The sequence below is a fragment of the Arthrobacter sp. 05T444 genome (genome assembly GCF_056395905.1).
The window spans coordinates 119,358-132,421 of sequence record NZ_JBFTKK010000008.1 but is presented as its reverse complement, the minus strand read 5'-3'; the positions used below and the strand labels follow the sequence as shown (position 1 = coordinate 132,421).

Genomic DNA, 13,064 nt, shown 5'->3' with positions numbered 1-13,064 from the left:
CGCGGCTGGTTTCCTGTCCGAGGGCGGTCAGCCGCGCCGGAACTTACAGTTCGGCGAGCTGTGCGCCGTCATAGAAATGCCCGGCCTTGTAGACCATGGGTGCCGTGTTGTCGATCTCGGCATGCCGTACCCGGCAGATAAAGACGGTGTGGGTCTTTGCTTGGAAGCGTTCCTGAATTTCGGCTTCGAGGGATGCGGCCGAGCCGTCCAGGAGCGGGCTTCCGTTCGGGCCCTCGTGCCAGTCGAGTTCCGCAAACTTGTCCGGGGCCTTGGAAGCGAACACACGGACTGTGTCCTTCTGCCCTGTTCCCAGGATGTTGATGCCGAGGTGGCTCGAGGAGAAGAGCGCAGGGTAGGTGCTTGAGGTCTTCTGGACGCAGACGAGCACTAGTGGCGGCTCGATGGAGACTGAGCAGTAGGAGTTTGCTGCCAGTCCTTTGGGGGTTTCGCCTTCCTTGGTGGTGACCACGGTGACGCCCGTGATGAATTGGCGGTTGAACGCCTTCATCAGGTCTGCGTCAAGTTCGGGAAAGTCGCCGCCGTCTCCAACCTCCGGCGCGGCGATCCCGCGCAAGGGGCGAATCCCAAGACCAGCGAGCAGTTCGCTCCCGTCCCACGTGACCGTTTCCTTCGTGATCTTCCCGTCTTGGAGGATCAGGATGTTCGAGCCCCTGGTCTGAACGGTAAGTCCTGTTGCCGGGACGCCGAGGTATTCCTGGGTGTGGGTGCCAGTGGAGGTCCAGAAGACGGCGACTGTTTCCGAGCCTTCGACGATGTCATCGATGGTCGTGCGCAGGTCCGGGAAGGCTTCCCGTACTGCGGCGATCTCTTCTTTGAGACCAGTGATGTCGACGGTTGCGCCTGTCGCCTTACTGGTGCGCTTGTAGCCAGCTGCCACGAGGCCGTCGAGGGCATTGAGGTCACCCTTGTCCCAAGCAGCGAGCCAGGCTGATGTGATCAGCGGTTCAAGTGTCTGTTGCATACCAATGACGGTAAGGCAGATCACACGATCGAGTCAACAAAAATCTACAAAAACCCGCAATGGCGCGGAATTTGTGAACTTAGGCAAAAGGACGCACCTCTCCCTTGACTCCCTTCTTGCATGCAACATAAGCTGTGATGCATGCAAGAAGAAACGATGCTGAGTGTTGAGGCGGCTGAGCGGGAGAACCTCTTGGACAAGATCCGGATGCTGGTCCTGGGGGGTGACTTCCCGCCGGGTGCCGTTGTTCCGGAGGCTTTCCTTGCCCAGGAGTTCGACGTCAGCCGCACCCCTGTCCGGGAAGCCCTCAAGCAGCTTCAGCATGAGGGACTGGTGGAGATACGTCCCAAGGTGGGCACGTTCGTCCGCGAGCCCACCCGCAGGGAGATCATCGAGCTGTTCCAGATCAAGGAGTCCCTCGAAGGACTCGCAGCGTCGCTGCTCGCGCGCCGCGGTGGGACAACGGAATTGTCCGCGCTCCGCTTGAACCTCGAGGACTCCGAGGCCGCAGTCCTCACGAACGACACAGAGGCCTACGCCCGACTGGTACACGAGTTTCACTGGACCATCGTCCGGGGCTCGGACAACCTCAAGCTTGTCGAGCACTATGGACGGCTGATGAACCAGCTCGCATACCAGCGGCTGGTCCTGCGCACCGTTGAACACCCGGGCCGGCTCGCAGCCTCCACCCGGGAACACCGCGCAGTACTGGAAATGATCGAACACAAAGACCCCTTCGGCGCAGAAGCCGCCATGAGGAACCACGTCCATGCCTCGTCCCGAGAGGCCCTCACCGAACCGGTGCAGTCGCTCCGGAACTGAACCAACCACGAAAGGAAGCCATGCGCTTCTCCACATTCCCGGCCCTCGGCGCCCCCGTGGACCTCGCAGCCGAGGACTACGGTTCCCCTAAGCAGTCCGCCCTAGGCGGGACCAAATGTTGAACGACCAGGGCCTGGGCATCCGCAAGATCGTCTATTACAGCGAGGAGATCCTGCTCGAAAACGGCCTCTCCCCCGCCGTCCCGGCAGTGCGCGCAACTGCCGCGGCAGTCGTAGCCAACCCCTGGTTGGGTGGAAAGGCCACCAATGACCTGAACGAGGAAGTCATCCGGCTCGCCCCGGTGCTGGCACGCAAACTCACCCACGTGCTAACTAAGGAACTCGGGGGCGTGGACGCAATCGAAGCCTTCGGCAAGGCAGCGATTGTGGGCACCGACGGCGAGATTGAACACGGCGCCGCCCTCATCCACACGCCGTTCTTCGGCAACCTTGTTCGGGAATATTTCGACGGCGAATCGATCATCTGCTTCGCCGACGACCGGGCCGACGCCGGCGCCTCACTCGTCGTACCCCTTTGGCACAAGAACGCCGCCGCCACACGCACGCACTACCAAACCATCACCACCCGGATCAGCGACGCACCCCGGCCCGGAGAGATCGTCGTCGTCCTCGGCGCATCAACCGGACCCCGCCCGCACGCGCGTATCGGGGACCGGCTCACCGACCCCATCGTTAAAGCAGAAAACCTAGGAGAACTAGTTTCATGAGCATTCGAAAAATCGTCACCCTGACCGAAGACGTCCTCATCGAAGGTGGCCGGGAGGTCGCGCCGACTGCGCGGGTCGCCGTCGTCGCCGCCATCGTCAAGAACCCCTGGGCCGGGCAGGGCTTCGTTGAAGACCTCTCCGCCGGGATCGACGCCAACGCCTCCGACATCGGCGCCCTGCTCGCACCCCGCGTACTCGAAGCCCTCGGCGCCCCCGCCGAAGCCTACGGCAAAGCCGCCATCGTGGGCCTCAACGGTGAAATCGAGCACGGTTCAGGCCTCATCCACACCCTTGCCTTCGGAAACCACTTCCGTGACGCTGCCAACGCCACCACGCTACTGCCTGCCGTGGAAAAGCGCGGACCTGCCGGCGTCGTGTTCGACATTCCGCTCAAACACATCACCGATGCGACCATCCGCTCCCACCACCAGAGCATCGAGGTCCGGATCAACGACGCACCCCATGCTGACGAAATCGTGATCGCCCTCGCCGCGGCTGCCCAGGGACGCCCGCAGCAGCGCCTCGCGGCGTTCGCCACAGAAACGAAGTAGGTGACCTCCGTCGTGAGCCGCGTCCGCGTAGCCCTGATCCACGGCGTCGGCCTCGACGGTTCGATGTGGGGACCCCTGCGAGAATTCCTCGAACCGGAATACGATGTTCAGGTTCTCGAACTACTGGGCCACGGACACCGCGGAAAAGCTGCCCCCGAAGGCGTGACACTGGCAGAGCTCGCGGCGGACGTCGCGGAGCGCCTCGAACCGGGCACCCATGTCGTGGGGTTTTCACTGGGCGCCCTCGTCGCGCAGCATCTGGCCCGGTTCCGGCCCGATCTGGTTGCCTCCCTGGTATCCGTCGGATCGGTATGCGCCCGTACGGCCGAGGAACACGCCGCAGTGATGACGCGGCTGGCCTCAGCGGAATCAGACTTTCCGGCAACGGTGGAAGCATCAATCCGGCGGTGGTACCCGGAAGGGTCCCCCGTCCCGGCCGAAATCATCGAGGCGACGAGGGAAGTCCTGCTTCGCAATGACCCCGAGTCCTTCCTGGCCTGCTACCGCGTCTTCGCAACGGCAGACGCGGAAATCGCACCCGAACTCCCCCGGATCACCGTTCCGTCCCACGCCGTGACCGGTGAGCTGGACCCGGGGTCGACGCCGGAGATGAGCGCCCGGCTCGCAGCGGCCATCCCGGGCTGCACATATTCCGTCATCAGCGGGGCTCGTCACATGATGCCAGTGGAACGGCCCCAAGAGCTCGCCAACACCCTGACCGCTTTGTTCAAGGAGCATTCACATGTCCACTGATCGCCGCTACGAACACTTCATCAACGGCGTCTGGGTTCCGCCGTCATCCGGGGAATACTTCGACAGCACCAACCCGGCCACCCTCGATGTGCTGTACCAGGCCGCGCGCGGTAACGACGCCGACGTCGACCGGGCCGTGGCAGCCGCAGCGGCAGCCTTCGAAAATCCCGCATGGAGGGACCTCAGCCAGACGAAGCGTGGGCATCTTCTCCGCCGCCTGGGTGACTTGGTGGGCGAGCACGCGGACGAACTCGCCCGCATGGAATCCGAAGACAACGGCAAGCTCCTGAGGGAAATGCGCGCTCAGCTCGCCGCGATGCCCGAGTATTACTACTATTACGCCGGCCTGGCTGACAAGATCCAGGGCGATACCATCCCTGGCTCCAGCAGAGCGGTATTGAACTACACCCTTCGCGAGCCCCTCGGGGTCGTGGGTGCCATCACGCCATGGAACTCGCCGCTGACGCTGACGACCAGCAAGCTCGCCCCCGCCCTCGCGACGGGCAACACCATCGTGATCAAACCGTCCGAATACACCTCCGCCACCGTTCTGCGCCTGGCCGCGTTGGCCGACGAAGCCGGATTCCCGCCCGGTGTCATCAATGTCGTCACCGGCTTCGGCGCGGAAGCCGGTGCCGCGCTGGTCGAAGACCGCCGGCTGGCGAAAATCTCGTTCACCGGCAGCACAGCCACAGGTGCCCGCATCGCTTCCTCAACCGCGTCCCGCTTTATCGGCTCGACGCTTGAGCTGGGCGGCAAATCCCCCAACATCGTCTTCGCCGACGCGGACATAGCCAATGCGTCCATGGGAGTGGTGGCCGGCATCTTCGCCGCGGCCGGCCAGACGTGCATCGCCGGCAGCCGCGTCTTCGCGCACAAGTCCGTCTACGACGAACTGCTCGAACGGGTCGCCAACCGCGCCCGGAGCATCGTCATCGGCGACCCGCTCCTGGACGCCACCGAACTCGGGCCGCTGGCCTTCCAGGACCAGCGTGACAAGGTCGCCAGCTATGTCGATCTCGGCGTCTCCGAAGGTGCCACGGTCCTGACCGGCGGCGGCCGGCCCAACACCGGCCTCAATGGCTACTTCTTCGAACCCACGGTTCTGACCGATGTGGACAATTCCATGCGTGTGGTCAGGGAAGAGATTTTCGGCCCCGTCGCGGCGATCATGTCGTTTGAAACAGAGGAAGAGGTCCTGGCTCTGGCGAACGACACCAGCTACGGGCTGGCCGCCGGAATCTGGACCACCAACCTTTCCAGGGCGCACCGGATGGCGAGCCGCCTGGAGGCCGGCACCATCTGGGTCAACACCTACCGCGCCATGTCGCCCCAATCACCCCGGGAAGGCTTCAAGACCAGCGGCGTCGGCGTCGAACACGGCATCGAGAGCATCCGCGAATACACCAGGGTCAAGAGCGTCTGGATCAACACCGACGAATCGCCGCTCGCCGACCCCTTCATCATGAGGAGCTGAACACCTTGCCACTTATCGAAGTCTCGATCGCCCGGGGTCGGACCCCCGACCAGCTCCGCTCGCTCATCGACGAGCTGCATCGTGCCGCCGAACGCTCGGTGGGCGCGGCACCGGAAAACACCACCGTCATTGTCCGCGAAATCGAGCATGAACACTGGTCCCGCGGTAACCAAACCATCGCCGAACGCAACGCCGCATCCCAGGAAGCGGCACCCGCCCGGGCAGTACCGGCGAACATCGCCGCAGATCCAAGGAGTAACTAATGCGCTTTTCCCTCTTCGCCCACATGGAGCGCTGGGACGAGACCGTCTCGCACCGTGAATGCTTCGAAAACTTAACGGAACTTACCCTCATCGCGGAAGCCGGAGGGTTCAGCACCGTCTGGATTGGTGAACACCACTCGATGGAGTACACCATCTCTCCCAGCCCCATGCCCCAGCTTGCATACCTGGCAGCGCGCACTTCCCGCATCCGACTCGGCGCCGGAACGATCATTGCGCCCTTCTGGAACCCGCTCCGCGTCGCCGGCGAGACCGCGCTCCTGGATGTCATCAGCAACGGCCGAATGGAAGTGGGACTGGCACGCGGCGCCTACCAGTTCGAGTTCGACCGCCTCATGGGCGGCATGTCTGCAGTCGATGGCGGCAAGCACCTGCGCGAGCTCGTCCCGGCCGTGCGCGCGCTCTGGGAAGGTGACTACGCCCACGACGGCGAGGTCTGGCAGTTCCCGACCTCCACCAGCGTCCCCAAGCCTCTGCAGAAGCCGACCCCGCCCATGTGGATCGCCGCCCGCGACATCTCCTCGCACGAATTCGCCGTCGCCAACGGCTGCAACGTGATGGTGACACCGCTTATGAAGGGCGACGAGGAAGTAGAAGACCTTGCCCGCAAGTTCGACACCGCTGTGGAGAACAGCCCCGGCGTCCCCCGCCCGGACCTCATGGTGCTTCGCCACACGCATGTCCACGCCGCTGACGAGCCCGAGGGATGGCGGCGTCCGGCCGAGGGTATCCAGAAGTTCTACCGGACATTTGATGCCTGGTTCGGAAACAAGACCACTCCCAAGAACGGTTTCCTCGAGCCCAGCCCGGCAGAGAAGTTCGCCGACCGTCCGGAGTTCACGCCCGAGTCCCTCCACCAGACCGCGATGATCGGAACGCCTGAGGAGGTTATCGAGCGGCTTCGCCACTACGAGGCACTCGGCGTAAACGAGTTCAGCATCTGGGCTGACAACAGCCTGACCCATGAGGAGAAGAAACGCTCGCTCGAACTCTTCATCAAGCACGTCGTACCGGCCTTCCAGGAGCAGACGGCTACCGCGGCACGCTGATGCCAACCAATGGCTAAGCCACGACGATGGCTCCCCGGCACTGCAGGCCGGCGTCGGTTCCAGGTGACTGGACCCGGCTCCAGCCTGCAGTGCGCAGCTAGTTAAGAGTCCACATTTCCACGAGCTGAGGCGCCTCCGCGCCATCCCCTTCATCATCCGGAGCTAGGAATATGCTCCTCGCCGACAGCGCCCGTATGCCTCGGACCCGGCAAGAGCGGACCTCCTGCTTGCCCCGAAAACTATGCGAGCGGGAGATGCTCCAAGAGGGTACTCCGGCGACTCTATCTTGCCGAAATAGCCAGGAAGCGGATGGGCAGATCCAGGAGTTCCAGCGGGCCGTGAGGGCCTTCGCCGTCGAGAAGCAGGGAGTCCCCGGCCTCCATGGTGTATTCGTAGGCCCCGTGGCCGTAAATCATCCTGCCGGAGAGCATATAGATGAATTCCGTTCCGGGATGCTGGAACAGCGGGAACACATCCGAGGCATCAGTCAGCGTGACGAGGGTTGGCTCGAGGGCGTCAGTGCGGCCTTTGAGGGTACCGAGCACACGGTATTCATGCCCGTGCTGAGTGCCGCTGCGTACGGTCAGGCTTCCCTGGCCGTTCTTGGTGAACGTCGCGTCCCGGTCGGTGTCCGCGCCGCGGAACAGGGCCGTGACCGGTATTTTCAGCCCGTCAGCGAGCCGCTGCAATGTGGTGAGCGAACACGAGGTGCTGGCGGACTCAATTTTGGAAATCATCGCCTTCGACAGCCCGGTCCGCGCTGCAAGTTCGGCCGCCGACAGCCCCTGGGCGGTCCGGTAGCGGCGCAGCTGCCCGGCTATGACACGTTCGAGCTTGCCTGCCACTCCGTCTTCTGCAGCCTCTACTGACATGCCCGTCTCCCCGTCAGTCTGGTTGGTCACCCAGCCATCATAGGCAGGGCGATGGCTCTATCCGATTATGCGGGCCTCGCCCAGCAGGCCGGCGAGAACGTCGGCCAGGGCCCGGGCCCCAGTTTCGGCGTCTGCGTCGTCGACGAGTTCCTCCGGGGAATGCGAGATCCCTGTCGGGTTCCTGACGAACAGCATGGCAGTGGGGATGTGACCGGCAAGCACTCCGGCATCGTGGCCGGCCCCGGTGGCCAGGACCGGGGCAGCCGGGAGCAGGGTCCGGAGCTGGTCACGCAGGCCGGCGTCAAAGTGGACGGTGGGGCTGAGGGATTCGACGCCGAAGGACACCGTGCAGTCTTCCTCGGCGGCGATGACCTGAGCGTTGAGGTGGACGGATTCGACGAGGGCTGCGGTGACTTCATCCCGGGGGTGCCGGACATCGATCCACATCTCAACCCGGGAGGCGATGACGTTGGTCCCTCCGGGGACGGGCTGCAGCCGGCCCACTGTCGCGCGGGCATCCTTGTAGTTCCTGGCTATATCCCGGATGCCGATCATGATCTTGGCTGCGGCGATCATCGGATCCTTGCGGTCCATCATCAGCGTCGTTCCGGCGTGGTTGCCCTGGCCCTTCACTGACAGCTTCCACCGGCCGTGGCCCAGGATGGAGGAGCCGATGGCCACCGGCTGGCGCAGGTCGATGAGGCCCCTGCCCTGTTCTACGTGGAGTTCAACGAACAGGCCCAGCTGCTGGAGGGTTTTGTGGTCGGCGCCGATGAACCGGGGGTCCTGTCCGTTGGCCGCGGCCACGTCGGCATAGGTGTTTCCGTCCGCGTCCCTGAGATTGCGTGCCTTGTTCGGATCCAGGGCGCCGGTGAGCAGGCGCGACCCCAGGCAGGCGACACCGAATCGGGAGCCCTCCTCTTCCGGAAAGATGGCGATGACCAGCGGCCTGCGGGGCCGGAAGCCCCTGTTCTTGAGAATGTCGACGGCGACCAGCGCGGAGGCCACGCCCAGTGGGCCGTCGTATTCACCGCCGCCGGGAACGGAGTCGAGGTGGCTGCCCGTAACGACGGCATCCTTCCGTGTACCGGTGGCAGTGTCCCACCACGCCCAGATGATCCCGTTGTGGTCGGTGGCGACGTCCAGTCCGCGCCGGCCGGCCTGCTCGATGAACCAGCTCCGCAGCTCGGTTTCGGCATTCGAGAAAACCGGCCGGGAATATCCGCCGCGGCGAGCGTCTGTCCCGACGCCGGAGATGTCCCGCATAAGGCCCGTTACGGTGCCGGTCGCCGGTTTGGTGGCGGAAGAAGTCACGGGCTGTTCCGTTTCTGTAGGTGTGCTTTGGAGTGCCCCGGCCTGCTGGTGCTGGCCGGTTGTTGATACTGGCCGATCAGCGGGTGCTGATGCGGGTGGTTGCCTGACGGAACCGGGCCGGGACATCGCCGCTGCCGGTGGCCAAGCCGGCCGCCCACCGCCCGATCAGCGGCGCGAACTTCGCACCGTGCCCCGAGCACGGGGATAGGATGGTGATCCCGTCCGCCCTGTCGATGAGGAAGTCCTCATTCGGGGTGTTGGTGAACAGGCACGTGGTCTCGGCGTACGGCTCGGGGTCAACGCCGGGCAGATATTTTCGCACGTAGTCCACTACGCGGCGGCGGTTGTCGGGGTCCACGAGGCCGGTTTGGGCGGCGGCCGACGGGATGAACTTTCCGCCGTTGTACTCAGCGACTTTCTGCCCGGCGAAGCCGGCATCCCGTCCCCCGGGCAGGCCGTAGGTTTGGATGGCCGCGCTTTTGTGGATGAAGGTGGGCCATGCCGGAGCGCTGCCGGGATCGCGGTAGTGGAAGTGGTAGGCCTGCTCCTGCCGGACGGTGATCTCGGGCAGGCCGGCAAGGAACCCGGCGGGGAGATCCAGCTGTCCCAGCAGTGACGGCAGCCAGCCGCCTGCGCTGACGATCACGTTTCCGGCGTCGATGGCCTCCCCCGCTGCCGAGTGGACGCGGTAGCCGGCACCCCGCCGCTCCAGGCTCGCGACGTTCCAACCGGTCAGCAGCCTGGCGCCGTGCTTCAGTGCTTGGTCGATCATCGCGTTCACGGAACGTTCGGCGTCGATCACCCCTGCTCCCGGGTGCCAGAGCACGGGCGTGTCGAAGGCAATCTGCGGCCACCGTGATCGTGCGTCGGCAGCGCTGAGGAGTTCATGCTCCACGCCAGTGTCTGCCAGGATCCCGGCCAGGTGTTCCGGCTGCCGTTCGGGCCCGTAGTCCACGGCCCCGGCAGGGGTGATCAGGTCCAGTGCGCCGGCCCGGCCGAGTTCATCCCAAAGGGTTTTGGCTTCGATGACTGCCCGGGTGTAGAACTCGTCCGGGTAGGCATAACGGAAGATCCGGGCGGACCCGTGGGAGCTGCCGTCATGGGCCGCCGGAACTGAGCGCTCCAGGATGGTCACGTCATGGCCTTGGGAGGAGAGTTGCCAGGCGGTGGCGGCGCCGGCCAGTCCGGCGCCGACCACAACATATTCGGCGGATTCCGGCATTACGTGGCTCCGGGGATCCAGGACGTGCCAGCCAGGGGAACCCGCGCCATGGCGGATGCTTCGATGGTCAGGGCCACGAGGTCTTCGGGTTCAAGGTTGTGCAGGTGCGATTTTCCGCATGCCCGGGCGATGGTCTGGGCCTCCATGGTCAGGACGCGGACGTAGTTGGCCAGGCGCCGTCCGCCGGCGATAGGGTCCAGCCGGGAGGAGAGTTCCGGGTCCTGGGTGGTGATGCCGGCGGGGTCGCGGCCGTCCTGGAAGTCGTCGTAGTAGCCTGCGGCAGAGCCGAGGGCGGCGTATTCGGCGGCGTAGCGGGGATCGTTGTCGCCCAGTGCGATCAGCGCGGCGGTACCGATGGCCACGGCGTCCGCACCCAGGGCCATGGCTTTGGCGACGTCGGCGCCGGTGCGGATGCCGCCGGAGACGATGAGCTGGACCTTGCGGTGCAGGCCCAGCTCCTGCAGGGCCTGAACGGCCTGCGGGATCGCAGCCAGAGTGGGGATCCCCACGTTCTCGATGAAGACCTGTTGGGTCGCGGCGGTGCCGCCCTGCATTCCGTCGACGACGACGACGTCGGCTCCGGCCTTCACGGCCAGGGCGGTGTCGTAGTACGGGCGGGCGGCGCCGATCTTGACGTAGATGGGGGTCTTCCAGTCGGTGATCTCACGCAGTTCGCCAATCTTGATTTCCAGGTCGTCCGGGCCGGTCCAGTCCGGGTGGCGGCTGGCGGAGCGCTGATCGATGCCGACGGGCAGGGTGCGCATGCCGGCGACGCGCTCGGTGATCTTCTGTCCCAGCAGCATGCCGCCGCCGCCGGGCTTGGCACCCTGGCCGAGCACGATCTCGATGGCGTCCGCCTTGCGCAGGTCATCCGGATTCATCCCGTAGCGGGAGGGCAGGTACTGGTAGACAAGGTGCTTGGACTGGCCGCGCTCCTCAGGCGTCATGCCGCCGTCGCCCGTAGTGGTGGAGGTGCCCACCTCGGACGCGCCACGCCCCAGCGCTTCCTTGGCGTTGGCGGACAGCGCGCCGAAGCTCATCCCAGCGATGGTCACCGGGGTCTGCAGGTGCAGCGGACGGGAAGCATGCCGGTCACCGAGGACGACGTCGGTGTCGCACTTTTCGCGGTAGCCCTCCAGCGGGTAGCGGGACATCGAGGCGCCCAGGAACAGCAGGTCATCGAAGTGCGGGACCTTCCGTTTGGCGCCCCAGCCGCGGATGTCATATACGCCGGTCGCGGCAGCGCGCTGGATGTCCGCGATGGTGGCCCGGTCGAAGGTAGCGGACTCGCGCAGGCCCAGCTCAGCAATGTTTCGGGGACGCTCCTGGGCGGGGAGAACCGTATCCTGGGGCAGTGAGGTGATGGTCATGAGGGGTTGTCCTTTAGTACGACGTCGAGTTGTGGACGCTGAAGTGGTAGAGGCTCCGTGCCGAGCCGTAGCGTGTGAAGTCCGCCGGATTATCGGCGCGTCCGGCGGCAGTGAGCAGGCCGGCGACTTCCTCGAGGTGTTCGGATTCCATCGGCTTTTCGATGCAGTCAGCACCCAGAGACGCCACGGTCCCCTTGACGTAGATCCGGGCTTCGTAGATGGAGTCGCCCAGCGCGTCACCGGCGTCGCCGCAGACCACGAGCCGGCCGGCCTGGGCCATGAACGCAGACATGTGCCCGATATTGCCGCCCACCACGATGTCCACGCCCTTCATGGAGATCCCGCACCGGGCCCCGGCATTGCCGTCGATGACCACGAGTCCGCCGTGCCCGGTGGCCGCAGCCGATTGGGAGGCGTCGCCGTGCACGTGCACCTTGCCGGACATGATGTTCTCTGCGAGTCCGACGCCGGCATTGCCGGTGACGGTCACCTCGCCCTTTTGGTGCATTCCGGCCGCGTAGTATCCGGCGTGGCCGTTGATGGTGACGCTGACGTCGGCGTTGATGCCCACCGCGAGGCTGTGCTTGCCTTCCGGGTTGGTGACGGTCCAGGCCTGCCCGTCGGCGGCGTCATGAAGGGCATGGTTCAGTTCCCGGACCGTGCCGCCGGCCAGGTCAACGCTGAAGGAATCAAGGGTGGTTTCCAAGTTTTCGGGGGCTGTCAGAGTGACCATGTGTAGACCTTTCCGGGTTCCGGTTCCAAGATGCGGGCGTTTTCGATGCCGGGCAGGGCAGCCAGGGCCCGGTATTCGGAGGCCATGGCGACGTAGTCGGCGGTTTCGGCGATGATGGCCGGCTTGCAGGCGATCGGGTCCCGGACCACGGCCATGCTGTCGGCGGTGGTGACCACCAGGGTGTAGAAGCCGTCAAAGACCTTGCCCAGGTTGGTCAGCGCGGTTTCCAGATCATCGCCCTGCTGCAGGCGGGAGGCGATGTAACGGGCCCCCACCTCGGTGTCGTTGTCGGAGTCGAACACCACACCGTCGCGCACGAGGCCCCGCCGGATGGTGGCGTGGTTGGAGAAGGAGCCGTTATGCACCAGGCACAGGTCGTCCGCGACGGAAAAGGGGTGGGAGCCTCCGGCGGTGACGGCGGACTCGGTGGCCATGCGGGTGTGGGACAAGCCCTGGCTTCCGGCCAGGGCTTCCAGCCCGTGCTCCGCCGCGATGTCCATCGGGTGGCCCACGCTCTTCATCACGGCTACGTGCTCGCCGCGGCCGATGATCGTGGAGCCCCGGAGGGTTTCGCTGACGGCCTTCACCAGCAGACCGGTGTCGACGGCGGCGCTCACCAGGGTGGTGTCCCCCACAACCCTGACGGCGGTGGATGCGGAGACGGGCAGCAGGGTTTCCAACGCTGCGGTGATGTCACCGACCGGCATGCCCTGGTCCTTGCCCAAGAGGCTCAGGGTGGCGGTGCCCTTGGACACCAGTCCCGGGGTGTCGTAGACGGCGAGTCCGGCGGAGTCCGGTCCGCGGTCCACGATCTGGCACATCATGGAGGACAGGAGGCTGCCCATCTGGGGGTGCAGCCGGGGATTGCGCAGCTGCAGCGCGGCGATTCCGCACATATTGTGTGTCCTTTT

Annotated in this window: 14 protein-coding genes; 7 read left to right on the top strand and 7 right to left on the bottom strand. The window is 65.2% G+C overall.

The window, feature by feature from the left end; translation table 11 throughout:
- Positions 1–43 precede the first annotated feature (43 nt).
- Complete coding sequence (locus AC1DD3_RS10165) at positions 44–982, bottom strand: flavin reductase (RefSeq protein WP_230117801.1); 939 nt, start codon at positions 980–982, stop codon at positions 44–46.
- A 141-nt stretch (positions 983–1,123) separates the two neighbouring features.
- Here AC1DD3_RS10165 and AC1DD3_RS10160 point away from each other — a divergent pair, with 141 nt between their 5' ends.
- The 7 genes from AC1DD3_RS10160 (at position 1,124) to AC1DD3_RS10130 (ending at position 6,642) form a co-directional block, all read left to right on the top strand.
- Complete coding sequence (locus AC1DD3_RS10160; RefSeq protein ID WP_476881559.1) at positions 1,124–1,804, top strand: GntR family transcriptional regulator; 681 nt, start codon at positions 1,124–1,126, stop codon at positions 1,802–1,804.
- A 115-nt stretch (positions 1,805–1,919) separates the two neighbouring features.
- A complete protein-coding gene (locus AC1DD3_RS10155) occupies positions 1,920–2,531 on the top strand; it encodes an amino acid synthesis family protein (protein ID WP_230117803.1) in 612 nt (203 codons plus the stop codon).
- A complete protein-coding gene (locus tag AC1DD3_RS10150) occupies positions 2,528–3,082 on the top strand; it encodes an amino acid synthesis family protein (protein ID WP_230117804.1) in 555 nt (184 codons plus the stop codon). Before AC1DD3_RS10155 ends, AC1DD3_RS10150 begins: the two co-directional genes overlap by 4 nt.
- The gene (locus tag AC1DD3_RS10145; protein WP_230117805.1) at positions 3,083–3,835 is read left to right on the top strand and encodes an alpha/beta fold hydrolase; all 753 of its coding nucleotides are present in this window, start codon (positions 3,083–3,085) and stop codon (positions 3,833–3,835) included.
- Positions 3,825–5,312, top strand: a complete 1,488-nt coding sequence (locus AC1DD3_RS10140) for an aldehyde dehydrogenase (RefSeq protein WP_230117806.1) — start codon at positions 3,825–3,827, stop codon at positions 5,310–5,312. The genes AC1DD3_RS10145 and AC1DD3_RS10140 overlap by 11 nt, the downstream gene beginning before the upstream one ends.
- Before the next feature lie 5 nt (positions 5,313–5,317).
- Positions 5,318–5,575, top strand: coding sequence for a tautomerase family protein (locus AC1DD3_RS10135; RefSeq protein WP_354962131.1), 258 nt, complete (start codon positions 5,318–5,320; stop codon positions 5,573–5,575).
- A complete protein-coding gene (locus tag AC1DD3_RS10130) occupies positions 5,575–6,642 on the top strand; it encodes an LLM class flavin-dependent oxidoreductase (RefSeq protein WP_230117807.1) in 1,068 nt (355 codons plus the stop codon). Before AC1DD3_RS10135 ends, AC1DD3_RS10130 begins: the two co-directional genes overlap by 1 nt.
- Before the next feature lie 281 nt (positions 6,643–6,923).
- On the opposite strand, the gene AC1DD3_RS10125 is transcribed toward AC1DD3_RS10130, so the two are convergent.
- From AC1DD3_RS10125 to AC1DD3_RS10100, 6 genes are all read right to left on the bottom strand, one after another.
- Entirely contained in the window at positions 6,924–7,544 is a 621-nt protein-coding gene (locus AC1DD3_RS10125; protein WP_230117808.1) for a helix-turn-helix domain-containing protein, read from the bottom strand.
- A 27-nt stretch (positions 7,545–7,571) separates the two neighbouring features.
- Positions 7,572–8,828 carry an allantoate amidohydrolase gene (locus AC1DD3_RS10120; protein WP_476881558.1) on the bottom strand — a complete coding sequence of 419 codons (1,257 nt, stop codon included), beginning with the start codon at positions 8,826–8,828 and terminating at the stop codon, positions 7,572–7,574.
- A 76-nt stretch (positions 8,829–8,904) separates the two neighbouring features.
- Positions 8,905–10,050, bottom strand: a complete 1,146-nt coding sequence (locus tag AC1DD3_RS10115; RefSeq protein WP_476881557.1) for an FAD-dependent oxidoreductase — start codon at positions 10,048–10,050, stop codon at positions 8,905–8,907.
- Complete coding sequence (locus AC1DD3_RS10110; RefSeq protein WP_230117810.1) at positions 10,050–11,420, bottom strand: FMN-binding glutamate synthase family protein; 1,371 nt, start codon at positions 11,418–11,420, stop codon at positions 10,050–10,052. Before AC1DD3_RS10110 ends, AC1DD3_RS10115 begins: the two co-directional genes overlap by 1 nt.
- 13 nt (positions 11,421–11,433) lie before the next feature.
- On the bottom strand, positions 11,434–12,153 hold the full coding sequence (locus AC1DD3_RS10105) for a GltB/FmdC/FwdC-like GXGXG domain-containing protein (RefSeq protein WP_230117811.1): 720 nt from the start codon (positions 12,151–12,153) through the stop codon (positions 11,434–11,436).
- Positions 12,141–13,049 (bottom strand): class II glutamine amidotransferase domain-containing protein, encoded by a 909-nt coding sequence (locus AC1DD3_RS10100; protein WP_476881556.1) that lies wholly within the window; start codon positions 13,047–13,049, stop codon positions 12,141–12,143. Before AC1DD3_RS10100 ends, AC1DD3_RS10105 begins: the two co-directional genes overlap by 13 nt.
- Positions 13,050–13,064: the final 15 nt, after the last annotated feature.